Origin of the sequence: Neobacillus niacini (assembly GCF_031456445.1) — a bacterium.
Lineage (GTDB): Bacteria > Bacillota > Bacilli > Bacillales > Cytobacillaceae > Neobacillus > Neobacillus niacini_I.
On sequence record NZ_JAVDUQ010000003.1, the window covers coordinates 74,212 to 96,829 of the forward strand.

Genomic DNA, 22,618 nt, shown 5'->3' on the forward strand with positions numbered 1-22,618 from the left:
TAGCCTTCACTTACCAATCGTGAAGGCTATAAGATTAAACCTATTTTTATTTTTTATCCCGCATATGAATGAAGTCCTGCAATTACCAGGTTAACGGCCACAAGATTAAACATGATAATCACAAATCCAATTACAGCAAGCCAAGCCGATTTTTCACCATGCCAGCCTTTTGACAGACGCAGATGTAAAAAAGCTGCATAGAACAACCAGGTAATGAGAGCCCATACTTCCTTTGGATCCCATCCCCAGAATCGTGTCCAGGCAACTTGGGCCCAAATCATCGCAAAAATGAGAGCACCAAGTGTAAATACAGGAAAACCAATTAAAACTGAACGATAGCTAATTTCGTCAACAAAATCAAGCTTAATATTTCGAACAAAAGGTTGAAGTGCTGCAGCAATCCGTTTTCGGAGAATTAATCGAATAATTCCATAAAGAATTAGTCCGCCAACAAAGGACCACATAACCGTGTTCATTTTTTTAGCATTGACCATTGCCGGCATTTCTACAACTGGTTCAAAACCGCCCTTTGTAACTAATTCCCCCTTATGAGGTCCAATAACAGCAGGCATTGTATATTCAACCTGGACTTGATTTTTATTTTTATCAATCCAGTTGAATTTCTCATGATAACCGATTCCGGAAAATACGGAAGAAACTAAAACAAATCCTAATGTGGTAATAAGCCCAAACATGACAATTTCCAGCCAAAATGTTTGTTTACTTCCTTTTGATTGATTAACCGCCTTTACCAGATAGATTAAGCCCGCCGCGAAGCTAATGGCTAAAATCGCTTCACCAATTGCTGCAGTTGTAACATGGATGTAGAGCCAGTAACTTTGTAACGCTGGAATTAACGGTGTTATATCACGTGGAAACATACTTGCGTAAGCAATGACCAGAATGGCTACTGGCATGGTAAACAATCCGAGAAGGACGGCCCGGTAAATAAAGAAGATAACAATAAATGCACCGACAAGAGCCATACCAAAAAAGGTTGTAAACTCAAACATATTACTTACCGGTGCATGTCCAGAAGCAATCCATCTAAGAATAAAGTAACCTAGTTGAAAGATGAAACCAACAATCGTTAAAAATACAGCAATCTTTCCCCATCTGTTGATTCCTTTTTTCATATTGATATCTTTTTTTGCTTTAATTGCTCCTCCATAGAATAGGGTCGCAATTAAATAAAGAATAAAAGCAATAAACAATAAATTACTACTAAGTGATACCAACTATGCTTCCTCCTTCTCCGGCTTCTCTATTTGAAGCCGATCTTCTGGCATGGTAAGGTGCGTGTCTTCTAATACCGTTTCAATTTCTCGTTTTAGACCGTACCAGTTTTTATTTGTATGGGCTGCAACCCACACCTCTCCGTTTTTATGTTGAATCCAGATTCTGCGATGATTCCAATAAGCACCTTGTATAACCCCAATCATGAAAACAATACCACCAAGAATGATGGCCCAAAGGGTTAAATCCTTTCTAACCGTTAATCCGGAAACATTTTTTGTCTCAATGCCTTTAAATGTCATTTTATACTTATTATTACCAAAAGGCTCAATATTTTGCCGGATTGCAACAAAACTAGTTTCCCCTTTCGGTTTATCCGGTGTAATCATCCGAAATACAAAAGCAGGATTGTTTGGAACCCTTGATTTCGTTGTAGGCTCCCCGCCTTTTTCAAATTCAAAATCAGGAAAATAGCTTAGAATTTTTACAGAATACCCATTACCAAGATCATATACAGGCTTAGGATTATAAAGATTGATTTTTAAGTCTCCATAAGATTTTCCGGTCGCTTTATTCGTCAATGCAAAAGACATGGACTGCAGCTCATCAAGCTTGTAATCGACTTGATAGACTGAATACCCATTAAAAGATAATGGCTCATTAACACGAATACCATATTCTTTGACCTTTTTTAGCTTTGGCTTTTCACCAGGGATGTTCTCGCCAACTCTTTCATATAGGACGACATTAGATTGATAATTTTTGGCTACTTGGTTGACTCTATTAAGGGCCTGATCAAATTTTTTATCTTTGTCCTTATTATATAGTTGTAAAATAAATTTTTCATTTTTCAGATAGTATTTACCATCTGTTTCAGGAATAACTGCAGTTTCTCCCTCGCGGATCCATAAGGACTTATCAATATACATTCCAGGAACAAAACGAAGCATTGCACCAATTAAAAAAATGATTAAACCTACATGGTTTACATACGGGCCCCAGCGGGAAAAACGCCCTTTTTCTGCTAATAAATCTCCGTTTTCTTCACGAATATGATAGCGTCTTGCTTTTAAATGCTCTTTAACCTTTGCAAGATCATCCACATTAACGGATGTGTTCACTCCAAAAACACGCTGCCGCTTTAAAAAATCTTCATGTCTTGTAACGTTTTGTGCCTTTAAAGCCTTGTATAAAGGGACAACTCGGTCAAGACTGCAAATAATCAAGGAAATCCCAATCATGGCAATTAATAACAAATACCACCATGAACCATATAAATCATTAAAGCCCAGCTGGTAATATAATTTCCCCATCCAGCCATATTCCTGTTGATAATACTCCTCTGCAGGCATGATTTGCGGTATATACATTTCCTGCGGAAAAATGGTCCCTACGGCGGAGGCAATTAAAGTAATGACAATCAGCCATACCCCTACCTTTACAGAAGAGAAGAAATTCCATATTTTATCAATAAAGGTTTTATTATACGTTTGCGAACGGCGTGCACTTCCTTCATAGCGCATATCAACAAGCTTTTTTTCTTTTTCTTGCTCATCCAATACTTTTCCGCACGCTTCACACAACACGGTTCCATGAGGATTCACATGTCCGCATTCACATTTTACATCTTTCATGATAAAAACTCCCAACAACCTTAAGGTTTAATTTTCTCCATAAATTCCCTTACCCTGTCTTCCGTTAATTGACCAGTAAAATATTTTACGACATTGCCATTTTTATCAATTAAAAATGTTGCTGGAAGCGGATCAATACCATATACGTTCATCACTTGCTTATCCTTGTCAATGACAATTGGAAAATCAAGCTTATAGCGTTCCGCAAATTGATTTACGGCAATATTCGACTCGTTTATATCAACAGCGAGAACCTGTACCCCTTTATCTTTAAATTGCTGGTATTGATTATTTATGTAAGGCATTTCTCTTTCACATGGCTTACACCATGTTCCCCAGAAATTTAGAAATACTCCCTGTCCCTTATAATCGGATAAACGATGCTTTTTCCCTTGCATATCGGTCAAAACAAAGTCAGGTGCCTGTTTACCAATTGCTACTTTTTGCTGGTCGTCCTTGGTTAAATTTTGATATAGCGTATAAGCAACAGCTAACCCAAGTACAAGCAGAATAATGGTCCTCATCACTAAACGCTGTTTTTTCATTTTTACCCCTCCAGAAACCCCTTTTGAAACAGTTTGTCTAAATTATATCATTTTCCAACATTACCATATTGTTATTAAAAACAGGCAATTGTGAAACTTCTATGAATTTTTCTTTGTAGATTCCATAGCAAGTGCCCTTAACTGCTTTACTTCATGAGGAGTTAATTCTCTTGCTTCACCTGCCGTTAGACCATTTAATGTTAGAAATCCGTAACGTTCACGTTTCAATTTTATTACCTCATGGCCAATTGCTTCGAACATTCTTTTAACTTGGCGATTTCGGCCTTCATGGATCAAAATTTCAACAATCGCTGTTTGTTTCTTTTTATCCAAAGAGAGCATCTTTACCTTTGCGGGAGCCGTTTTCCCATCCTCAAGCCGAATCCCCTTTTCCAATTTTCTTAAGCTTTCTTTCTGCGGAATTCCCTTTACTTTTGCAACATAAACCTTTTCGATTTCATTTCTTGGGTGCATCAATAAATTTGCGAATTCTCCATCGTTCGTCAGCAGCAGGAGGCCTGATGTATCAAAATCAAGACGCCCGACAGGATAGATCCTTTCTTTAAATTCCGAAAAGAAATCAGTGACCACTTTTCTGCCCTTATCATCGCTAACGCTTGATATTACACCGCGCGGTTTATACAATAGAAAATAAACTGGTACTTCCCTTTCTATTGGTATTTCATTAACCTCAACCTTATCATTTCCTGAGACCTTTACACCAAGCTCGGTGACAATTTTACCATTTACCTTTACTTTTCCTTCTTTTATTAATTCTTCCGATTTCCTTCTTGAAGCAATGCCCGCTTGCGCCATTACTTTTTGCAATCGTTCCATTTATTTTTCACCTCGGGGATTTTACTTTTAAACCATAAATAAGGAAGCAATTAGATTTATTCCATCCTAATGAATTATGACATAACTTCAACATTTTTCAAAGCTAATGATATACTAAAATAAAGAAAGCAAGTTCCTCTCGCAGGAACTTGCTTTCTTTATTTTTATTTTTCCCCTATTTTGCCCCAAACACAAAAGCAACTACGATGATGGCAACAACAATGCCGACGACATCCGCTAAAAGGCCGACCTTTAAGGCATCACCCATTTTTTTGATTCCAACTGCACCGAAATAGACTGTTAAAACGTAAAAAGTAGTATCCGTACTTCCTTGCAGGACGGATGCCAGCCTGCCAATAAAGGAGTCAGGACCGTACACTTTGATCAAATCACTTGTCATTCCTAATGCGGCTGTTCCTGAAATAGGTCTGATAAACAATAAAGGAACAATCTCAGCAGGGATTCCGATTGCCTCCATTGCGGGGCGAATCCATTTCATTAAAGCATCCAATGCTCCTGATGCCCGGAATACCGTTATGGCAACAAGCATCCCAACGAGGAAAGGAATAATTGAAACTGCAATTTTAATTCCTTCCTTTCCCCCTTCTACAAAGCTTTCATAGGTAGGAACTTGTTTGAACGTTGCGTACAGTAAAATAAAACCTATTAAAATAGGAATAAAACCAAGAGAGATACCTGAGATCAGCTCCATGTCCTTTTCATCCTTTTCGGCTTCTTCGATAATAAAAATAACGGTCAATCAGGATTGCACCAAATGCTGATAAGATAGTGGCAATTAATGTTGGAACAACTATTTCCGTAGGGGATGCTGAGTTGTAGGTCATTCTGATGGCAATAACGGTGGTGGGTATAATCGTTATACTTGCTGTATTAATTGCTAAAAAGGTAACCATAGACCTGCTGGCAGAATTCTTGCCTCCATTTAATTTCTTAAGCTCCTCCATTGCTTTAATACCAAGGGGAGTGGCCGCATTTCCCAGTCCAAACATATTGGAAATCATATTGGACAATATATACCCCATCGCTGGGTGATTAACGGGCACCTCGGGAAACAAACGTTTTACCAGTGGCGTGAATAATTTGGAGAGTTTCTCAAGAAGTCCCGCTTCTTGAGCAATCCGCATCATTCCAAGCCAAAACACGAGGATGCTGATTAGACCAATACATAGTGTTACGGCATCTTGCGCGCCTGAAAAAATCGCCTTATTTACATCCTCCATTTTCCCATTAATCAACGCAAACACAATACCAATGATGGTCATTCCAACCCATATATAGTTAACCATTTGTTTTCACACCAATAATCGAGAGAAAGATTTCTTTTACAAATTCGAATAATCCATCGTTATTAACCTTGATGCCTTTATAATAAATTGGTACTTGTTTCACGACCCTTCCGTCCAAAAAAACCATCGCTTTACCGACCTTTCTAGTTTTCTTCGAATCCCCCCATTTTTTAGATGGCTTGTTCAATTTATATTTAATACTAAATGAATCCATTTCTTCGCTTGTGGCAGGATAGACTACTGAATTTTTTATAAACAAATGATTCTTGTAGATTTTATTAGTAGAGATATCAAGCTTGCCCTTAGAGATAACCTCTGCCATATCAAATCCTTTAAATCCACTTTCATACATGGCAATATGATCGTTCCAATCATCCGAGTCATTCAATGTTACGGCAACAAGACTCATGTCCCCTTTTGTTGCTGTTGTAACGAGCGTTCTTTTCGCGAGCTTCGTATACCCAGTCTTTCCTCCCGTACAATATTTGTATTTTGTTAACAATCGATTTTTATTTTTCCATACGCGGTCCCAATCTTCTGTTGGGTTTGGAGAACGATGGACCTTCGTACCGGAAATTTCTCTAAATTGTTTGTTGTTCATTGCGTAACGCATAAGCAAAGCCATATCATAGGCAGATGAATAATGGTCAGGCGAATTATCAAGCCCATGAGGGTTCGAAAAATGGGAATCATACATGCCGATTTCCCTGGCTTTTTCATTCATTAATAATGAAAAACCTTCCACGCTCCCTCCGACATACTCTGCAATCGCTACTGCAGTATCATTTCCGGACCTGAGCATTAAACCATAGATTAAATCTTTTAGTTTTATTTTTTCACCCGGCTTTAGATAAACAGAGGAACCTTCTGTCCTGACAGCTTGATCACTTACCTTCACATATTTATTCATTTTTCCTGATTCAATCGCTAGAATGGCGGTCATAATCTTGGTTATACTGGCAATCCTTCTCTTTGTGTGTGCATCCTTTTCATAAAGGACTCGACCCGTTTTTTGTTCCATTAAAACCGCACTGGCAGCACCTACGGAAACGGAAGCATCCACCTTTTGAGGAATGTTAGCAATGAATAGTGTGACCACGAGGGAAAAAATAACTAGCTTCCATATCATTCTCATTAGTTTTACCTCGTCCCCTTCTTTAATTTCTTTTACAATTTTATGCAGGACAAGGCTTGTTATGCATGATTGAGGAAAAAAACGAAGCAATCGCCTGATTATGCGATTGCCTTCGTTTTTTAAATAGCATTCCATTTAATGTCTGCTGCCTTTTCAAAGCGCATTCCTACGTCATGCCAGTTGATGATGTTCCACCAATTTTCCACATACTCAGCACGTTTATTTTTATACTGTAGATAATAGGCATGCTCCCATACATCTAGAACAAGCAGCGGAACTGTATTCCATTGTGTTAACAGCATATGGCGCTCTGTTTGCAGTATCTCTAAATGTCTTGCCATCGGTGACCATACAAGCAAAGCCCATCCTGCTCCTTCAACCTGTTTCGCTGCCTCGGTGAAATGCCTCTTGAAACTTGAAAAACTTCCAAAATAGCTCTCAATCTCGTCCTTTAGAGGCCCCTGTGGTACGCCACCTCCATTTGGACTCATATTCTTCCAAAAAATCGTATGAAGATAATGTCCTGACCCATGGAAGGCTAGTTCTCGTGACCAATGCTTTATAAGAGAATAATCATTGCTTTCCCGTGCTTTTTTAAGGTTCAGTTCAGCGTTATTTAAGCCATTCACATATGATTGATGATGCTGACCATGGTGAAGTCTCATAATCTCTTCAGAAATGTATGGTTCAAGGGCATTATAGGGGTAGGACAATTCCGGAAGTGTGTGGCCACCTGCAGCAAGTGATTTCTCTAATAACCAGATATTCCCCACTTCTTGCTTTCTTTGAAAATAATTTTCCATTTGTTCATGAATGGACTCAGCCTTTGACTGCAAGGAAAGAAGTTCCGCATCCGATAACTCTCGATTCGTGTTTTCAATTAAGTCGCTAAAGTCGTCAAGATTCTTCCATAAATCCGAATCCGCCTCCACCTTTTCCATTTCTAAAAAATCTCTCATTTGCACATTCCATTCAAAAAGTTCATTTACATATTTTCGGAATTTACTCATGGTCTCCCTCATTTCAAAAAGCCTATTTTATGGTTCGAACCAAAGTCTACCTAAATGGTATGTTCCGAAACTTTTATTCATGCAAAAAAGAAAAGGCTATTCCTTAATATAAGGAATAACCTCAGATTGTCGAGAAAGGGGATTTTTTCTCGGCAATTTTTGTCCAAACATAAACTACCAAATTTTTATTGTTTATTCCTGCTAACGGGCCTGTTGATTTCCGCTACGGGCACTCGCTTTCCGCGGGGAGGTCCTGAAGCCTCCTCGGCACTTTGGCGCCTGCGGGGTCTCCAGTGACCTCTATATCCCGCAGGAGTCGAGTGCCCTCCGCTCCAATCAACAGGGATGCAAATCAATTAAGTATTGCAACACACATTTTCCATCCTTGATAAGTGTGTTGTAATCTTTTTCATATTTTGCATGCTGCAGTAAGAAGAGCCTGTTCTCTTACGCATTCAGGGGCTGTTTTACTAACCCAAATTTCTTTAATTTCTATACCAAAAAGATATCCAATGAACATCATTTTAAAGAATGAGGGGATTGGACGGTCGCCCGTTATCCTCGCTATAAAAAGGACAAACTTTTTCTAAAGAAATGAAAAATCTATATATTTGTCAATCAAACGCAGAAGGTGATCTTTCGGATCTAGTACATCAATAGACACAAATTCATATTCACTTTGGCTTAAACATTAATTTCATCACTTATTTTTATTTTATTAGTTTAGAGGAAAGTCTTTATTGAATACCGCAGAGTTGATTGGAGCGGAAGGCGCGAAGACTCCTGCGGGAGTACGGGGCAGGGGAGACCCCGCAGGAGCGAAGCGACGAGGAGGCTCCCCGGCACGCCCGCGGAAAGCGAAGCGCCTGGAGCGGAAATCAACGGACCTGTTGAAAAGCATATATTAATATTTATTTTAGCAAATTAACGCGGTTAATTGTTAAAGAAGGAGAATAAAAAGAAAAGGTTATTCCTAAATAAAGGAATAACCTTTTCTTTTTATTTTGACTGGGCCATTTTTGTACGATAATCTGTTTCGTAAAACTCCAATTCTTCTCTAATCCGTTGAAAATCACCTTCTAAACCTTTAATTAGATTTTGAATGGTTTCCGGTACGGGTTGATAATACTTAATTGAATTTTTACCTGTATAAGCAGATCTGCTATCCTCATACCATGCATCGTTTTTAGGAGAAAAGAATTCTTCGATGCATTGATGATAAATACGGTAAAGCGTTTTTTCCGCAGCAGCCTTTTGAAATGGCTCACTTTGGAGAATTAGTGCGCATGTCTCGATGCTTTCCTCACTGTAAACCAGAAGTTTCCGTAAACTTGAAACAATTAATTTTAAGTAGTTGTGATTTTCCTCGGTTTCAGGATTTAATTGTGAAATGGTTGTTTCATCTAAGAAACCTTCAATTGTCTGAATGGTCCCTTTTAAAAACCCCTTAACATCATTAAGTTGTGATTCTACTAAAGTATTACCCACATTTACACCCCCGAATTTGTTCCAATCAAATATTATTTTGGCTGCATAATAAAAGCAAGCGGTGATTTTAACTCATAACTTTTGTTTTGTTTAAGGGATTGAAAAATTTCAGGCAGCTTATTAAAATCAATATCCTGGAAATAGGCTGCAAACTCATGCTTTGAATTAATATATACCCGTTTACGATGGCGCAGGCCTGGATTTTTAATTAAGCAAACAAGGGCAACAATATCCTTGAATTCTACTTCATCAAAAATTGGATCCTGCTCATAGGGAGTGAATTCATTAAAAGATTCATCAAAATACCTTACATAGAGAACGTGTAGGGTTTTTTCCTCTCCATCATCCACAAAAGTTACTTCACTTCTGTTAAAGAAATCTTCAGAGGTATTTGATTTTTCCTTTTCTAATTCATACCCGCCGCATTGATTAATTAGCACCTTAATCCCACTCCTAAACAATAAGAATTAATGAAATTTGAAAGCTATTTCTATTTTAACATAAATATTCCTTTATGTTCCTGAATAATTCTATGATTCAAGTGTTTCTTGAAACTTCTCAAAAAATAAATCCACTTCCTCTTGGACATATTCCTCTTCTGCTTTTTCAGGTAGCTGTGGTAATTCCTTAAGACTCTTTAAACCAAAATAGTCAAGAAATTCCTTTGTTGTACCATATAAAATGGCCCTACCTGTACCTTCTGCACGGCCAACCTCTTTAATAAGTACCTTTGATACAAGTGTATGAAGCGGTCTCTCTGTTTTTACCCCGCGGATTTCCTCAATTTCAGCACGGGTTATCGGTTGTTTATAGGCAATAATCGCAAGTGTTTCTAATGCTGCCTGTGATAGTGTGGATGTATTGGGAGAATCGACTAGTTTTTTTAAATATACGGCATTTTCTTTCTTCGTTGCAAGCTGAAACGTACCGGCAAGCTGCACAATCGTAACTCCTCTTTGCTTGTTACGCTCATATTCTCGTATCAACTCTTCAATAATTTCACTTGCCTTTAGCTCGTCTACCTCTAAAACCTCGGCAATTTGTTTTAATGTCAGCCCTTCATCACCCGCTGCAAACAAAAGACTTTCTAAAATACTACTCCAATTAATGATTTCCAACCACTTCTCTTCCTTCCTGTATTGCTTCAACAAAAATATCACCAAAGTTTTCTTGTTGTTCTACATCAATTTCTTTTCTTTTAATCAGCTCTAAGATGGCCAAAAAAGTGACAACCACATGCTCTTTCTCCGGATAAGAAAAAAGGTCATTAAAATTTTTGCGTCCTTTTAAATGTTTTAACTCATCCATGATTTCGGACATTCTCTTTTCAATCGAAATTTCTTGTCGCGCAATTTTTGTGGACATTGGCCTTTGAAGTTTTTTTCTTCTTAGCAGTTTTTGAAATGCTGCCAGCATGTCATAAAGCGAAACATTAAGCTCTGCTTTTTCCGGCTGTTTTTCTTTTGCAAAATCCGATAGATCACTAGGCGGCTTCGTATACATGAGGCTGCGTTCTTCTTCCATTGATTTTAAATCATTGGCAGCTTCTTTAAATTTTCGATATTCAATCAATCGTTCCACAAGCTCATCCCTTGGATCCTCATCATAAGGAACTTCGTTATCCATATCTTCAATCGTCTCTTCATTTTTTGGTAAGAGCATTTTACTCTTGATTGCTAATAATGTAGCAGCCATTACTAAAAATTCACTGGCAATATCAAGTTTCAGTTCCTTCATTGTATGAATATAGATTAAATATTGCTCAGTTATTTGAGCAACAGGGATATCATATATATCGATTTCGAGCCGATTAATTAAATGGAGTAATAAATCCAAAGGCCCTTCAAACGCATCAATTTTAACCTTGTATGGCATTGTTTTCACCAGTATTCCTAAAAAATTCGTCGCACTTTTTTCGACTATTATTAGTATAGAGGAATCAGTTTCGTTATCCAATAGAAAAATCCCCCTTCTTGAAACGATAATAGACAAAACGTGATGTTTGCCCAAACACTGGACAAATTCTCTACATATGATGACATTGAACAAATCAAATAAACATTTAGGAGGTATTGAATATGGCTGACGGTTTTGGTGCCGGTTTTGCGTTAATCGTAGTTTTATTCATTCTGTTAATTATTGTTGGTGCTTCTTGGGTTTGGTAATTTAACAAAGCGGAAGCACCAAGCCTGCCTTCATGGCGGGCTTTTTTATTTTATCTCTTCTTAAGGCAAGGATAATCTTAATTATGATAAACTATATATACGAAAAAGGGGAAGGGGGATGAGGGTTGTACCCAACAGAATTTGTGGAATATATGGTCCATTTTCATGGTGACCGGGATTATTTTGAATGCCATGAAATTCTTGAAGAATATTGGAAAAGAATAGACCCAGGGAATAAAGAATCCATTTGGGTTGGATTTATTCAATTAGCAGTTGCAAATTATCATCATCGGCGGACCAATATTATGGGAGCAAAAAGGACTTTGGAAAAAGCCATCGCCATTTTCAAAAGTCAATCAGAAGTAATTACACAATTAGGCTTAGAATATACAAAATTGATTGAGGATTTGAATGGACGTTTGTCAGAGATTGAAAAAAGATTGCCCTATTCCAGCATGGTACTTCCTATTTGTAATTCCAGTTTGCTGGAAGAATGCAAACATTCATGTAAACGAACGGGATTCGACTGGGGGAAGCATAGTGATCTAACAAATGCTTCATTAGTTCACCGGCATAAATTACGTGACCGAACAGGAGTACTTGAGGAAAGGGAACGTGCTTTCTCTATTAAAAAAAGGCAACGATAAATTGTAATCGTTGCCTTTTGGTGATGATTTTAACATATATCGCATTTCTCAACAAAAGCTTGAGTTTGTTCATTGGAAGTAATGGTTTTATCAGGGTACATTTCCTTGAGTGCCTTAACCATTTTTTTACCGACCCCTTGATGACGATGAGAAGGGTTCACTGAGATATGCAGAATCTCTAATTCATTTGATGCATCAAGATTAAGGACACCAAGAAGACCAATGATATCTTCTTCCTTCCACAAAAACAACTGCATAAATTCTTCTGTCTCATATTCCTTCATTGTTTGCTGGAGTTTTTTTAAATCCTTTTCATTTGGCATAAAGGACAATAAACCCATAGCAATTTTTTCGAAAGCTTTTTTATACCGAATTAACATATTGATCCCTCATTATATTAAATAAACCCCGCAAAAATGGTTCTACCTCTACGAAAGATTTACTGATTACAATTTATGTATTATATGTCTTAACCGCCCTAGTTGCGCTCTTGTCAATCATACAAAATAAATGCTTATTCATCAATCCCAAAAATTAGGGATGCTTAGGACCAATAAAAACCCAATAAATAATTCCCCAGATGATGGATAGGGCAATTAAGAGACCAAACAAAAGCCAATTACTTTTTTTCATTCAAGACTTCCTCCAAAATGATTGAAGATGCTTCCTATATTCTACACTATCTGACAAAAATAATCTATTTCTCTTTTGAATGGGAATAAGCCGCCCGAATATGGGCAGCTTACTTCATTTGAGCGGCAAATCCAGTCTGATTAAATCTTCATAGCTTTCCCTTTTAACAACAAGCGTAGATTTACCGTTTTCAACAAATACAACTGCCGGTCTGGGCAGACGATTGTAGTTATTTGACATCGAATAGCCGTAAGCACCTGTACAAAAAACGGCAAGTATGTCATCCTCTCCCTGTTTAGGAAGTGGCAAATCCCAGATGAGCATATCACCGGACTCACAGCATTTTCCAGCAATTGAAACAATTTCATCCGCTTTCTCCAGCGGTTTATTTGCCAGGACCGCTTCATACTTAGCTTGATAGAGTGCAGGCCTAATATTATCACTCATTCCACCATCAACAGCCAAATATTTTCTAACTCCAGGGACCTCTTTATATGATCCGATCTTGTATAGTGTAATACCGGCATCTCCAACAAGTGATCGACCCGGTTCAATCCAAATTTCCGGCATCCCTAACGAATAGTTGCTTGCTAACCTTTTTACTTCTTTAATAATTTCACTGACATATTGATAGGGAAGTAATGGTTCATCTTCCTTGGTATAACGAATTCCAAAGCCTCCACCTAAGTTTAGAACCTTTGCTTCGAACGATAATTTGTTTTTCCACTCATTTAATTTTTCAATTAGTTTTTCAGCTGCCAATAAAAATCCTGTTGTCTCGAAAATTTGCGAGCCAATATGGCAATGGATTCCTAAAACATCCAAGTTTTTAAATTGCAGTGCTATAGCTAATGCCTCTTCTGCCTGCCCATTTTGCAGGTCAAACCCGAATTTGGAATCTTCCTGCCCTGTTAAGATATAATCATGCGTGTGGGCTTCAATTCCGGGTGTAACCCTTAATAAAATTTTGACCGTCGTATTTTTCTCCATACAAATTGATTTCAAAAGATCCAACTCATAGAAATTATCGACAACCACACAGCCGACTCCTTTTTCCAGAGCCATTTCCAATTCTTCTCTGCTTTTGTTGTTTCCGTGAAAATGAATTCGTTCAACAGGAAAACCTGCAGCTAAAGCAGTATACAATTCACCACCTGAGACAACATCAAGTGATAAACCTTCTTCCTCTGCAAGCTGGAGCATGGCAATCGTTGAAAAAGCCTTGCTGGCATAAGCAACCTGGGCTTGAACTTTTTGCTCCTCAAAGGCCTGTTTAAATCCTCTTGCTCTTTCTCTGATTAATGCAACATCATAAACATATAGAGGGGTACCATACTCTCTTGCCAAATCAATTGCATCGAGACCGCCTATTTCTAAATTTCCCTTACTATTTATTCCTGTTGAACTATAAAAATGCATTATTTCCCTCTCCCCGCAATGACTCAAATTCAAATGGCATCAATAAATAAATAGACAGAATCTGCAAAAGATACTGCCTATCTTTACAATTTTAAATTAAAATTACTTTAGCATAACAGCGGAAAATCTGCAATTTTTTTAATTTATGCCTTCCTTCACTCCGGCGGCTGACGATACCTATTTCGCGGGTGAACAATACTTGGTCTAAGTAAAGAACCTGGAATGGCTCTGCGTAAAATAATCTGTAAAAAGCCTTTAGGTTCAAACGGCAGGAATGGCCAAAAATATGGTGTATTAAACGCACGCATTTTAACAAGGAAAAGAAACAGCAATGTTGCGCCAATAACAAACCCGGGTGTATGAAAAAAAGCAACCAGCAAAAGTAGCGTAAGCCTGCCTATTTTATTCGCAACGCTTAATTCATAACTAGGTGTGGTAAACGTGCCTATCCCTGAGACCGCTACATAAAGAATAACTTCCGGTACAAACAGACCGACACTAATTGCAATTTGTCCAATTAACACAGCTGCAATTAAGCCCATTGCTGTTGATAGCGGTGTCGGAGTATGAATGGCAGCAATCTTTAAAAATTCAATCCCAAAATCCGCTAAAAATATTTGAATAATTACTGGAATATTGGTTTGATCATTGGGACCAATAAACGAAAGCTTTTCAGGCAATAAAGATGGCTCCAGTACGAAAAGCAGCCACAAAGGTAGTAAGAAAATAGATGTCAGGACACCTAAGAACCTGGTCCACCTTAAAAAGGTACCCATAGCAGGAGATTCGCGAAACTCTTCAGCATGCTGGACATGATGAAAAAAAGTAGTTGGAGTGATAATTACACTTGGTGATGTATCCACAAGAATAATTACATGACCTTCTAATACATGTGCAGCAGCCACATCAGCCCTCTCTGTATACCGTACAAGTGGAAAAGGGTTCCACCCCTGCTTTAAGATAAACTCTTCAATCGTTTTATCAGCCATTGGGATTCCATCTACGTCAATCGACTTTAATTCTTTTCTAAGAATATTTAATAAATCAGAGTCTGCCACATCTTCTAAATAGCATAAAGAAACATCTGTTTTTGAACGTTTCCCAACCTTTATCATTTCATATCGAAGACGTTCGTCCCTTATTCTCCTTCTAATTAAAGCAGTATTAAGAATAATATTTTCGACAAAGCCATCCCGTGCACCTCTGACAACTTTTTCTGTATCGGGCTCTTGGGGCGAGCGCCCAGGGTAGCTCCTTACATCGACTACAAATGCGGTACTTTCACCATCGATTACTACAACAATTAATCCAGAAAGGATATAATCGACCATTTCGGTTAGTAATGTGATTGGTTGTACAGATTGGTTAACTAGTCGGTTTTCAATAATCTTAAAAAGATCTGTAGATAATTTTTCATGGTCATTAATTTCAACTAATTCTTCGACCAATTCAATCGCATATCGAGTATCAACTAAACCGCTGACAGCATAGATATGTACATCCTTCTTTAAAATCTTTAATTTTCGAATATTTAAATCGAAGCTAACTCCTAAACCAACCCTTTGTTTCATGTAATGTTCAACTTCACTCACTGATTCCGGGATTGGCCATTGTTGCTCTTCCTGGCTTGTCATTAAAACCACTCCTTTCGAGAATAAGTTCCACCGCTTTTTTCGTTATCGGTGAGCCGATCCTGTAATCGTCTCTTCTTGCCATTTTACCGATATCGCCGATTCCAACTATTAGCGGGACATCCAATTCGTCAAGGCAGTAAACGGTATCTCCATTTATTCTGCCAATTTCCAGTTCAGGTATACCAAATTTATCTACCCCATAGGGAGTTATTTCACCATCACGATCAATACTTACATCAATCCTTGACCATTCTTCATGTCTTGACTTTGCAGCAACCGCGATAATCCCCAGTACTTCAATATCCTTATGTAATGCAACAAATTTCAGGGCATTCTCACCCGCACCCTCACCCACAATGCCACTATCATCAAACATCACCAACACCGGATCATATGGAGCTTTTTTTATTAAATGGATAAGCTCAGAGCCTGTTAATTTGGACGGATTCCCATGAGACATTGAAATACAGCGTCCGCCCACTTCCTTGGCAACATGCTCTACAGCTCTTCTCGCATAATCATCTCCATCAGTAATTAATATTACGCGTCTCCGAATGGTCATGATGTGATGTCCTTTCATGGCTGAATTCATGTTAATGATGAATAAAATAAACCCATTGAAATAGGGAGCCTGCGACTTTCCCTAATACAATAGCCATTATTAAATAGATAATCTCTTCATCCAACCGGATTCTTTTTGCAAGAATTGGAAGCACGTTTAATACTTCTGTTAATGCACCTGCAAGCATCCCCACATAGACTCCTCCCGTTAAACCAAGAGGAATCAAAAAATATGCTGAAATCCCTAATATCGGATCTCTTAGGCTTACTACTAATCCCGCAAGTGCTCCGAATACAACTGCCCATTCATATTGTTGTATCATTTTTTGTGTTTTTGATAATTGTGTCAGTCTTGGAATAATCCCGAGTACAGTTAAAAATGCTACAAAGCCAGAACCAACAGCCAATCCACTTGCCAAACCAAAAAAGAGCACTGCTAAAATTTTAATTGTCATCAATTTTCTTCGTACTTTCTTTATTTTCATGAATGACCAAGTAATTATCTAAATCCATTTGATAATTAAACATTTCGACCTCTAGTGGACTGGGCTCTTCATTGATTCGCTTTTTAAACACATGATTAAAAAATAAAATCATTCCTAAACCTAAACCAATGGAATAAGGAATTTGAAATAACCATGGCTTTGATTCCTTTCTCCCGGTAATAATCGTATAAATTTTTTCCTGAACACTTCTCATGCTGACATCATCATGAAAATTCATAATCGCCATGGCTGAACCAAAAAATAATAAAAACCAAATTAACAGAAAAAAAGGAACAGAAACTCCTTTTTTCTTTGTTATCACTTCGATAATTGTTTGTGCAGGACCAACTGTCTGGATCTCCATTTCTGGAAAATTTCCAGTTATTTGATTAATCACTTTCATTACATCAAGGACGACAATATTTCGATCCTTCTCGGATATTCGATAAATTACCGTATTTTCTAATTTGATTATGTCGTTTTCCGGAGCAATTATTTGTGCCACATCCTTCAACATAATCACATCTTCCGGATTAGTCTTCACACGATTCCGCATGCGGATGTAGATTGTTTTTTCCAAAACATTCACTTCCCACACATTGATATCCTCGTATAAATAGTATGGATAATATTGAGTTTTTAATGAAACCCAAAAAATGGAATTGAAAGGATAAAAAAAAGACCGTATGAATCATAGATCCATTCGGTCTTTCATTTGCATCAATATTTTTTTCTCGAGCCTTGAGACCTGAACCTGAGAGATTCCCAGCCTTAGTGCAACTTCAGATTGAGTTTGATCCTTATAATATCTTAAATAGACAATTAGTCTTTCACGCTCATCCAATTCACGAATCGCTTCTTTTAAGGCGATTTTATCAAACCATTTTCCATCATTGCCGTCATCAATTTGATCAAGGAGGGTGATGGGATCACCATCATTTTCATAGACTGTTTCATGAATAGAAGATGGCGTTCTGCTGGCTTCCTGGGCAAGAATGACGTCTTCTGGTGATAAATCAAGGTATTCCGATATTTCATTCACTGTCGGTATCCTGCCGAGCGTCTTGGATAATTCGTCTTTTGCCTTTCGAATTCGGTTGCCCATTTCTTTTAATGATCGGCTCACTTTAACCGTTCCATCATCTCGGATAAATCGTTGAATCTCGCCAATAATCATCGGAACAGCATAGGTGGAAAACTTTACATCATAAGAAAGGTCGAATTTATCAACTGACTTCAATAAACCAATACAACCGATTTGGAAAAGATCATCCGGGTCATAGCCCCGATTTAAGAAACGTTGGACAACAGACCAGACAAGACGCATATTTTTTTCAACAATTAACTCCCTAGATTCCTGGTCCCCATCTTGGCTCTTTTTAATTAGCTCTTTTACTTCATGATCCTTTAAATACGGTTTGCTTTTATCGTTTTTGACCTCCACATCCATCGGCAAGTCTCCTTAATTGCACAGCATTTTGCGAGATTGTAAATGCTTTCGTAATCTTACTTCGGTTCCTTTACCTGGCTGCGTGAGAACCTCGACCTCATCCATGAAATTTTCCATGATGGTGAATCCCATACCGGATCTTTCCAAGTCCGGTTTTGTTGTAAATAATGGCTGACGAGCTTCCTCCACATCTACAATTCCAATTCCTTCGTCTCGAATAGTCATATCAATTACGTTATCCTCAATGCTAACGTCAATAAAAACAATTCCTGTCGAATCATTTTCGTAACCATGAATAATTGCATTCGTTACCGCTTCTGATACAACTGTTTTAATTTCAGTCAGTTCATCCATTGTCGGATCAAGCTGCGCAATGAAAGCAGCAACGGTTACACGGGCAAACGATTCGTTTTGACTTAACGCACTAAATTGAAGATTCATTTCATTCTTCATCATTATGCAACCCCCAATCTTTGCAATGCAAAGCTTTCAGTCGGCTCCATTTTAATAATCTTAAATAAACCCGACATATCAAATAACCTTTGTATTGCAGGGGAGATTGCACAAACAACCATTTCCCCGTGCACCTGCTTAATTTGTTTGTATCTTCCTAAAATAACCCCAAGCCCCGAGCTATCCATAAAGGTCAAATGTTCCAAATTTAAAACAATATGACGAATATCATTTTTTTCAATTGCATTTGCAGCCTGCTCACGGAGTTCGTCTGCTGTGTGGTGATCTAATTCACCGCTCAATCGAATACATAAAACATCATGTTTTATTTCCAATTCAATGTTAAGACTCACTATCCCTGACCTCCTTAATCTGGTATAGTGAGTCAATTCGATAGAGGGGTATTCATTTCCTCCTATCGGGACAAAACTAGTCGCGATTCGCCAAAACTAGTGGATAACTTTTTATTTTCGACATGTGCTTATTTACCGGATTTTGTAAACATTCCAAATGCACGTTTATAAAGGGTCCACCAGCCTGCTTCTTTAACATCTGTTTTTGCAACCAATGGGCTTTCCAAAACTACTTTTCCATCCTTAATCAGTTTAATGGTTCCAATTTTATCTCCTTTATTTATAGGAGCATCCAAACCTTTCTTTAAAATGACTTTTTGTTTTACACCTTTCGTTTTTTCACCCTTTTTCGTCAATAAAGAAAGTGGTTCACTTGTAACAGCCTCCACTGTTTTTTCCTTTCCTTTACTAACATGTGCTTTGCTTATCACTTGATTCCGCTTATACATAGGATGGGTTTGATATTGATTGAAAGCATAATTTAGCATTTTTGTAACCTGAGCATTTCTTTCCTTTGATGTTGGAGCACCAAAAACAACGGCAATGACACGCATACCATCCTTTTGAGCTGTCGCTGTTAAACAATACTTTGCTTCACCGGTAAATCCAGTTTTTAAGCCATCCACACCTGGATAAAAACGGACAAGTTTGTTCGTGTTAACGAGCCAAAATTTTTTGTCCGTATTTTCGCGAAGGTAAGCCTCGTACATTCCCGTGAACTTCGTGATGTCCTCATATTTTAATAGTTCTTTTGCCATAATCGCCATATCTTGTGCTGAACTATAATGGCCGCTTACTGGAAGCCCAGTGGTATTTTTAAAGAAAGTATGCCTTAATCCTAACTCTTTAGCTTTTTTATTCATCATGTCGACAAATGCCTCTTCAGAGCCTGCGATTCTTTCGGCCATTGCTACAGAAGCATCATTTCCGGAACCAATTGCAATTCCTTTCAGCATTTCCTTTGTGGTCATTTCTTCGCCGGGCTCAAGAAAAATTTGTGAACCGCCCATTGAGGCAGCATATTCACTCGTCCGAATTTTTTCATTCCAGCTCAATTTTCCTTGATCAATTGCTTCCATAATTAAAAGCATCGTCATGATTTTGGTCATACTTGCAGGTGGAAGTTCCTCTTGACTATTTTTTTCAAAAAGGACTGTTCCCGTATCTCGTTCAATTAACACAGCTGATCTGACATTATTTACAAGCTCGGTACTATTCTTTTCTTCAGCTGCAAAAGCGGAAGGAATCCATAAACTTGTAACCAAAAAAGATATCATCATTAAAGTGACGATTCGTTTCATCGCATAACCCTCCATTCTTTATATAGATACCATTTTTTCCAATTCAAACAACTTTATACAGTAATTTCCTGCAAATATAAAGAAAACAACAGGAAAGTTATACTTTCCTATCGGCCAACAAAAAAAGACCAGGTTTCCCACCCGGACTTTGCAAGCAATGCATTATTCAGTAATCTCTTCGTGAATCAAGATTGGCGCTTCTATTATTGAAGTGGAAACCTTAATATTTTCATAAAGTTTTTCTTTCACTTCACGAATATCTTCAAAATTGCTATAAATTGTGACCAATGATTCACCTTGTTTCACTTGGTCACCGATTTTTTTCCTTAAGACAAGACCAACCGCTAAATCAATTATAGATTCCTTTGTTGCTCTGCCCGCACCTAAAAGCATTGCTGCAGTTCCAACTTCATCAGCAATAATTTCAGATACATATCCATCTTCTTTCGCTTCCAATTCAAAGATGAATTTTGCCTGAGGCAATTTGGAAGGATCGTCAACAACGGAAGCATCTCCGCCTTGTGAGCTTAAGAAGGTTTTTAATTTTTCAAGCGCTTCCCCATTTTTTATCACGTTTTCAAGCATTTTACGGGCTTCTGCCAAGGATTCCGCCTTTTCGGCCAAATAAACCATATGACTTCCAAGTGTTAAGCAAAGCTCTGTTAAATCATCAGGACCTTCCCCTTTTAACGTATCAATGGCTTCTTTTACTTCAAGGGCGTTCCCAATGGCAAATCCAAGCGGCTGGCTCATATCTGAAATAACCGCCATGGTTCTTCTGCCGACATTGTTTCCAATCCGAACCATTGCTTTAGCCAATTCTCTGGAATCATCCAATGTTTTCATGAACGCACCGGCACCTGTTTTTACGTCAAGGACAATCGCGTCTGCACCCGCTGCTATCTTTTTACTCATAATTGAACTTGCAATAAGGGGAATGCTGTCAACAGTGGACGTAACATCTCTAAGAGCATAGAGCTTTTTATCAGCAGGCGTCAGATTTCCACTTTGACCGATAACCGCAATTTTATTATTATTGACGAGATCAATGAATTCTTCGTTTTCAATTTCCACATGGAATCCTTTTACTGCCTCTAATTTATCAATGGTTCCTCCTGTATGACCAAGACCGCGCCCGGACATTTTCGCAACCGGTACTCCGAGGGCAGCAACAAGCGGACCGAGGACAAGAGTGGTGGTGTCGCCTACACCGCCGGTCGAGTGTTTATCCACTTTAATTCCTTCGATTTTTGATAAATCAATTTGATCACCGGATTCTACCATAGCCATTGTTAAATCCGCTCGTTCTTTTTCAGTCATTCCTTGAAAAAAGATGGCCATTGTCCATGCACTTATTTGATAATCGGGAATAGAGCCGTCTGTATAGCCATTAATGATAAATTTAATTTCTTCTGTTGATAATTCATGCCCATCGCGTTTTTTTTCAATTAAGTCAACCATTCTCATTATTTATCACCACTTTACTAGTTTAAAAATACAAAAAATTAAGCGATCCTTTTCACAATTTCTTTTATATAGGAAAGAAAGTTTGCTTTTACCTTTTCGGTCGTTTCAATCACTTCATCATGGCTTAATGGCTGATCTAAAATACCGGCTGCCATATTTGTGATACAGGATATTCCTAAAACCTTTAAGCCGCCGTGTCGTGCCACAATTACCTCTGGGACTGTCGACATTCCTACCGCATCACCACCAAGCACTCTGGCCATTCTTATTTCTGCAGGGGTTTCATAAACAGGACCTGTAAAACCAACATAAACACCTTCTTTGACCTCGATGTTAATGCTTCCGGCAATTTCTTTCGCAATCGACCGTAATTCTTTCGTGTAGGCTTCAGACATATCCGGGAAACGAACGCCAAGATTGGAGTCATTTGGACCAATTAACGGATTTGTTCCCATGAAATTGATATGATCCGTAATAATCATTAAATCTCCAGGGGAGAAGCTTTCATTCACACCGCCCGCGGCATTTGTCACAATCAGCATTTCAACTCCCAATTCTTTCATTACTCTCACTGGAAATGTCACTTTATCCATGCTGTATCCTTCATAAAAATGAAAGCGTCCCTGCATAGCGACAACTTCTGCACCACTTAGGGAACCAAAAACTAATTGTCCAGCATGGCCCTCAACCGTCGAAACAGGGAATTCCGGTATCTCATGATAGGGTATTTTTACAGGATCAATGATTTCATCTGCTAGTACACCAAGACCTGAGCCCAAAATCAGACCGATTTTTGGAGTTTTTGAATATTTCCCTTTTAAAAATTCTGCCGCATTTTGAATTTTTTCGAAATTCATT

At 38.1% G+C, this 22,618-nt stretch carries 27 protein-coding genes and 1 pseudogene; 3 read left to right on the forward strand and 25 right to left on the reverse strand.

The features are described 5' to 3' along the window. Positions 1-53: 53 nt before the first annotated feature. The 9 genes and pseudogenes from ccsB to J2Y67_RS05070 all read right to left on the reverse strand — a co-directional run. A complete protein-coding gene (gene ccsB, locus J2Y67_RS05030) occupies positions 54-1,238 on the reverse strand; it encodes a c-type cytochrome biogenesis protein CcsB (protein WP_310171384.1) in 1,185 nt (394 codons plus the stop codon). Then, a complete protein-coding gene (gene resB, locus J2Y67_RS05035) occupies positions 1,239-2,870 on the reverse strand; it encodes a cytochrome c biogenesis protein ResB (protein WP_310171386.1) in 1,632 nt (543 codons plus the stop codon). 20 nt (positions 2,871-2,890) lie between these two features. After that, complete coding sequence (resA, locus tag J2Y67_RS05040; RefSeq protein WP_310171389.1) at positions 2,891-3,415, reverse strand: thiol-disulfide oxidoreductase ResA; 525 nt, start codon at positions 3,413-3,415, stop codon at positions 2,891-2,893. A 99-nt stretch (positions 3,416-3,514) separates the two neighbouring features. Beyond that, positions 3,515-4,252 carry a 23S rRNA pseudouridine(2605) synthase RluB gene (rluB, locus tag J2Y67_RS05045; RefSeq protein WP_310171391.1) on the reverse strand — a complete coding sequence of 246 codons (738 nt, stop codon included), beginning with the start codon at positions 4,250-4,252 and terminating at the stop codon, positions 3,515-3,517. Between the two features lie 175 nt (positions 4,253-4,427). Beyond that, a complete protein-coding gene (locus tag J2Y67_RS05050; protein WP_310171717.1) occupies positions 4,428-4,964 on the reverse strand; it encodes a spore maturation protein in 537 nt (178 codons plus the stop codon). Positions 4,965-4,971: 7 nt separating this feature from the next. Beyond that, positions 4,972-5,559 (reverse strand): nucleoside recognition domain-containing protein, encoded by a 588-nt coding sequence (locus tag J2Y67_RS05055; protein WP_310171394.1) that lies wholly within the window; start codon positions 5,557-5,559, stop codon positions 4,972-4,974. After that, positions 5,552-6,694 carry a D-alanyl-D-alanine carboxypeptidase family protein gene (locus tag J2Y67_RS05060; RefSeq protein WP_310171396.1) on the reverse strand — a complete coding sequence of 381 codons (1,143 nt, stop codon included), beginning with the start codon at positions 6,692-6,694 and terminating at the stop codon, positions 5,552-5,554. Before J2Y67_RS05060 ends, J2Y67_RS05055 begins: the two co-directional genes overlap by 8 nt. Positions 6,695-6,813: 119 nt before the next feature. Beyond that, positions 6,814-7,704: a superoxide dismutase gene (locus J2Y67_RS05065; protein WP_310171398.1), complete on the reverse strand. Its 891-nt coding sequence runs from the start codon at positions 7,702-7,704 to the stop codon at positions 6,814-6,816. A 493-nt stretch (positions 7,705-8,197) separates the two neighbouring features. Next, positions 8,198-8,368: pseudogene (locus J2Y67_RS05070) on the reverse strand (IS5/IS1182 family transposase); the annotation flags it as partial. A 76-nt stretch (positions 8,369-8,444) separates the two neighbouring features. Between J2Y67_RS05070 and J2Y67_RS05075 the strand changes: the two are divergent. Then, complete coding sequence (locus tag J2Y67_RS05075; RefSeq protein WP_310171400.1) at positions 8,445-8,612, forward strand: hypothetical protein; 168 nt, start codon at positions 8,445-8,447, stop codon at positions 8,610-8,612. Between the two features lie 91 nt (positions 8,613-8,703). On the opposite strand, the gene J2Y67_RS05080 is transcribed toward J2Y67_RS05075, so the two are convergent. From J2Y67_RS05080 to J2Y67_RS05095, 4 genes are all read right to left on the reverse strand, one after another. Beyond that, positions 8,704-9,192, reverse strand: a complete 489-nt coding sequence (locus J2Y67_RS05080; protein ID WP_310171402.1) for a YpuI family protein — start codon at positions 9,190-9,192, stop codon at positions 8,704-8,706. Positions 9,193-9,224: 32 nt separating this feature from the next. Then, complete coding sequence (locus tag J2Y67_RS05085) at positions 9,225-9,632, reverse strand: hypothetical protein (protein WP_310171404.1); 408 nt, start codon at positions 9,630-9,632, stop codon at positions 9,225-9,227. A gap of 90 nt (positions 9,633-9,722) precedes the next feature. Next, positions 9,723-10,310, reverse strand: a complete 588-nt coding sequence (scpB, locus tag J2Y67_RS05090; RefSeq protein ID WP_310171406.1) for an SMC-Scp complex subunit ScpB — start codon at positions 10,308-10,310, stop codon at positions 9,723-9,725. Beyond that, entirely contained in the window at positions 10,297-11,067 is a 771-nt protein-coding gene (locus J2Y67_RS05095; protein ID WP_310171719.1) for a segregation/condensation protein A, read from the reverse strand. Before J2Y67_RS05095 ends, scpB begins: the two co-directional genes overlap by 14 nt. 203 nt (positions 11,068-11,270) lie before the next feature. Here J2Y67_RS05095 and J2Y67_RS05100 point away from each other — a divergent pair, with 203 nt between their 5' ends. Together J2Y67_RS05100 and J2Y67_RS05105 are read left to right on the forward strand one after the other, a co-directional pair. After that, positions 11,271-11,357 (forward strand): YjcZ family sporulation protein, encoded by an 87-nt coding sequence (locus J2Y67_RS05100; protein WP_035423899.1) that lies wholly within the window; start codon positions 11,271-11,273, stop codon positions 11,355-11,357. 125 nt (positions 11,358-11,482) lie between these two features. Continuing rightward, positions 11,483-12,004 carry a DUF309 domain-containing protein gene (locus tag J2Y67_RS05105; RefSeq protein WP_310171408.1) on the forward strand — a complete coding sequence of 174 codons (522 nt, stop codon included), beginning with the start codon at positions 11,483-11,485 and terminating at the stop codon, positions 12,002-12,004. A gap of 29 nt (positions 12,005-12,033) precedes the next feature. On the opposite strand, the gene J2Y67_RS05110 is transcribed toward J2Y67_RS05105, so the two are convergent. From J2Y67_RS05110 to J2Y67_RS05165, 12 genes are all read right to left on the reverse strand, one after another. Continuing rightward, positions 12,034-12,384 carry a GNAT family N-acetyltransferase gene (locus J2Y67_RS05110; RefSeq protein ID WP_310171410.1) on the reverse strand — a complete coding sequence of 117 codons (351 nt, stop codon included), beginning with the start codon at positions 12,382-12,384 and terminating at the stop codon, positions 12,034-12,036. A gap of 367 nt (positions 12,385-12,751) precedes the next feature. Next, positions 12,752-14,056: a diaminopimelate decarboxylase gene (lysA, locus tag J2Y67_RS05115; RefSeq protein WP_310171411.1), complete on the reverse strand. Its 1,305-nt coding sequence runs from the start codon at positions 14,054-14,056 to the stop codon at positions 12,752-12,754. A gap of 155 nt (positions 14,057-14,211) precedes the next feature. Beyond that, positions 14,212-15,690: a spore germination protein gene (locus J2Y67_RS05120; RefSeq protein WP_310171412.1), complete on the reverse strand. Its 1,479-nt coding sequence runs from the start codon at positions 15,688-15,690 to the stop codon at positions 14,212-14,214. Next, the gene (spoVAEA, locus tag J2Y67_RS05125) at positions 15,641-16,252 is read right to left on the reverse strand and encodes a stage V sporulation protein SpoVABEA (protein WP_310171723.1); all 612 of its coding nucleotides are present in this window, start codon (positions 16,250-16,252) and stop codon (positions 15,641-15,643) included. The genes J2Y67_RS05120 and spoVAEA overlap by 50 nt, the downstream gene beginning before the upstream one ends. 31 nt (positions 16,253-16,283) lie before the next feature. Continuing rightward, positions 16,284-16,706, reverse strand: a complete 423-nt coding sequence (locus J2Y67_RS05130) for a stage V sporulation protein AB (RefSeq protein ID WP_310171413.1) — start codon at positions 16,704-16,706, stop codon at positions 16,284-16,286. Continuing rightward, positions 16,696-17,316 carry a stage V sporulation protein AA gene (locus J2Y67_RS05135; RefSeq protein WP_310171416.1) on the reverse strand — a complete coding sequence of 207 codons (621 nt, stop codon included), beginning with the start codon at positions 17,314-17,316 and terminating at the stop codon, positions 16,696-16,698. The genes J2Y67_RS05130 and J2Y67_RS05135 overlap by 11 nt, the downstream gene beginning before the upstream one ends. A gap of 111 nt (positions 17,317-17,427) precedes the next feature. Next, positions 17,428-18,186 carry an RNA polymerase sporulation sigma factor SigF gene (gene sigF, locus J2Y67_RS05140; protein ID WP_310171418.1) on the reverse strand — a complete coding sequence of 253 codons (759 nt, stop codon included), beginning with the start codon at positions 18,184-18,186 and terminating at the stop codon, positions 17,428-17,430. Between the two features lie 12 nt (positions 18,187-18,198). Continuing rightward, positions 18,199-18,639, reverse strand: a complete 441-nt coding sequence (gene spoIIAB, locus J2Y67_RS05145) for an anti-sigma F factor (protein ID WP_310171725.1) — start codon at positions 18,637-18,639, stop codon at positions 18,199-18,201. 2 nt (positions 18,640-18,641) lie between these two features. Continuing rightward, on the reverse strand, positions 18,642-18,992 hold the full coding sequence (spoIIAA, locus tag J2Y67_RS05150) for an anti-sigma F factor antagonist (RefSeq protein ID WP_071355424.1): 351 nt from the start codon (positions 18,990-18,992) through the stop codon (positions 18,642-18,644). A 128-nt stretch (positions 18,993-19,120) separates the two neighbouring features. After that, positions 19,121-20,293, reverse strand: coding sequence for a D-alanyl-D-alanine carboxypeptidase family protein (locus J2Y67_RS05155; RefSeq protein WP_310171422.1), 1,173 nt, complete (start codon positions 20,291-20,293; stop codon positions 19,121-19,123). A gap of 162 nt (positions 20,294-20,455) precedes the next feature. Further along, a complete protein-coding gene (locus J2Y67_RS05160) occupies positions 20,456-21,760 on the reverse strand; it encodes a pyrimidine-nucleoside phosphorylase (protein ID WP_310171425.1) in 1,305 nt (434 codons plus the stop codon). Between the two features lie 38 nt (positions 21,761-21,798). Beyond that, positions 21,799-22,617 (reverse strand): purine-nucleoside phosphorylase, encoded by an 819-nt coding sequence (locus J2Y67_RS05165; RefSeq protein WP_310171427.1) that lies wholly within the window; start codon positions 22,615-22,617, stop codon positions 21,799-21,801. Position 22,618 lies beyond the last annotated feature (1 nt).

Coding starts and splice junctions, on each gene's coding strand:
- resB (WP_310171386.1), bottom strand. CDS start 2,870: ATGAAAGATGTAAAATGTGAATGCGGACATGTGAATCCTCATGGAACC.
- resA (WP_310171389.1), bottom strand. CDS start 3,415: ATGAAAAAACAGCGTTTAGTGATGAGGACCATTATTCTGCTTGTACTT.
- rluB (WP_310171391.1), bottom strand. CDS start 4,252: ATGGAACGATTGCAAAAAGTAATGGCGCAAGCGGGCATTGCTTCAAGA.
- J2Y67_RS05050 (WP_310171717.1), bottom strand. CDS start 4,964: ATGGAGCTGATCTCAGGTATCTCTCTTGGTTTTATTCCTATTTTAATA.
- J2Y67_RS05055 (WP_310171394.1), bottom strand. CDS start 5,559: ATGGTTAACTATATATGGGTTGGAATGACCATCATTGGTATTGTGTTT.
- J2Y67_RS05060 (WP_310171396.1), bottom strand. CDS start 6,694: ATGAGAATGATATGGAAGCTAGTTATTTTTTCCCTCGTGGTCACACTA.
- J2Y67_RS05065 (WP_310171398.1), bottom strand. CDS start 7,704: ATGAGTAAATTCCGAAAATATGTAAATGAACTTTTTGAATGGAATGTG.
- J2Y67_RS05095 (WP_310171719.1), bottom strand. CDS start 11,067: ATGCCATACAAGGTTAAAATTGATGCGTTTGAAGGGCCTTTGGATTTA.
- J2Y67_RS05100 (WP_035423899.1), top strand. CDS start 11,271: ATGGCTGACGGTTTTGGTGCCGGTTTTGCGTTAATCGTAGTTTTATTC.
- J2Y67_RS05110 (WP_310171410.1), bottom strand. CDS start 12,384: ATGTTAATTCGGTATAAAAAAGCTTTCGAAAAAATTGCTATGGGTTTA.
- lysA (WP_310171411.1), bottom strand. CDS start 14,056: ATGCATTTTTATAGTTCAACAGGAATAAATAGTAAGGGAAATTTAGAA.
- J2Y67_RS05120 (WP_310171412.1), bottom strand. CDS start 15,690: ATGACAAGCCAGGAAGAGCAACAATGGCCAATCCCGGAATCAGTGAGT.
- spoVAEA (WP_310171723.1), bottom strand. CDS start 16,252: ATGACCATTCGGAGACGCGTAATATTAATTACTGATGGAGATGATTAT.
- J2Y67_RS05130 (WP_310171413.1), bottom strand. CDS start 16,706: ATGACAATTAAAATTTTAGCAGTGCTCTTTTTTGGTTTGGCAAGTGGA.
- sigF (WP_310171418.1), bottom strand. CDS start 18,186: ATGGATGTGGAGGTCAAAAACGATAAAAGCAAACCGTATTTAAAGGAT.
- spoIIAB (WP_310171725.1), bottom strand. CDS start 18,639: ATGAAGAATGAAATGAATCTTCAATTTAGTGCGTTAAGTCAAAACGAA.
- J2Y67_RS05155 (WP_310171422.1), bottom strand. CDS start 20,293: ATGAAACGAATCGTCACTTTAATGATGATATCTTTTTTGGTTACAAGT.
- J2Y67_RS05160 (WP_310171425.1), bottom strand. CDS start 21,760: ATGAGAATGGTTGACTTAATTGAAAAAAAACGCGATGGGCATGAATTA.
- J2Y67_RS05165 (WP_310171427.1), bottom strand. CDS start 22,617: ATGAATTTCGAAAAAATTCAAAATGCGGCAGAATTTTTAAAAGGGAAA.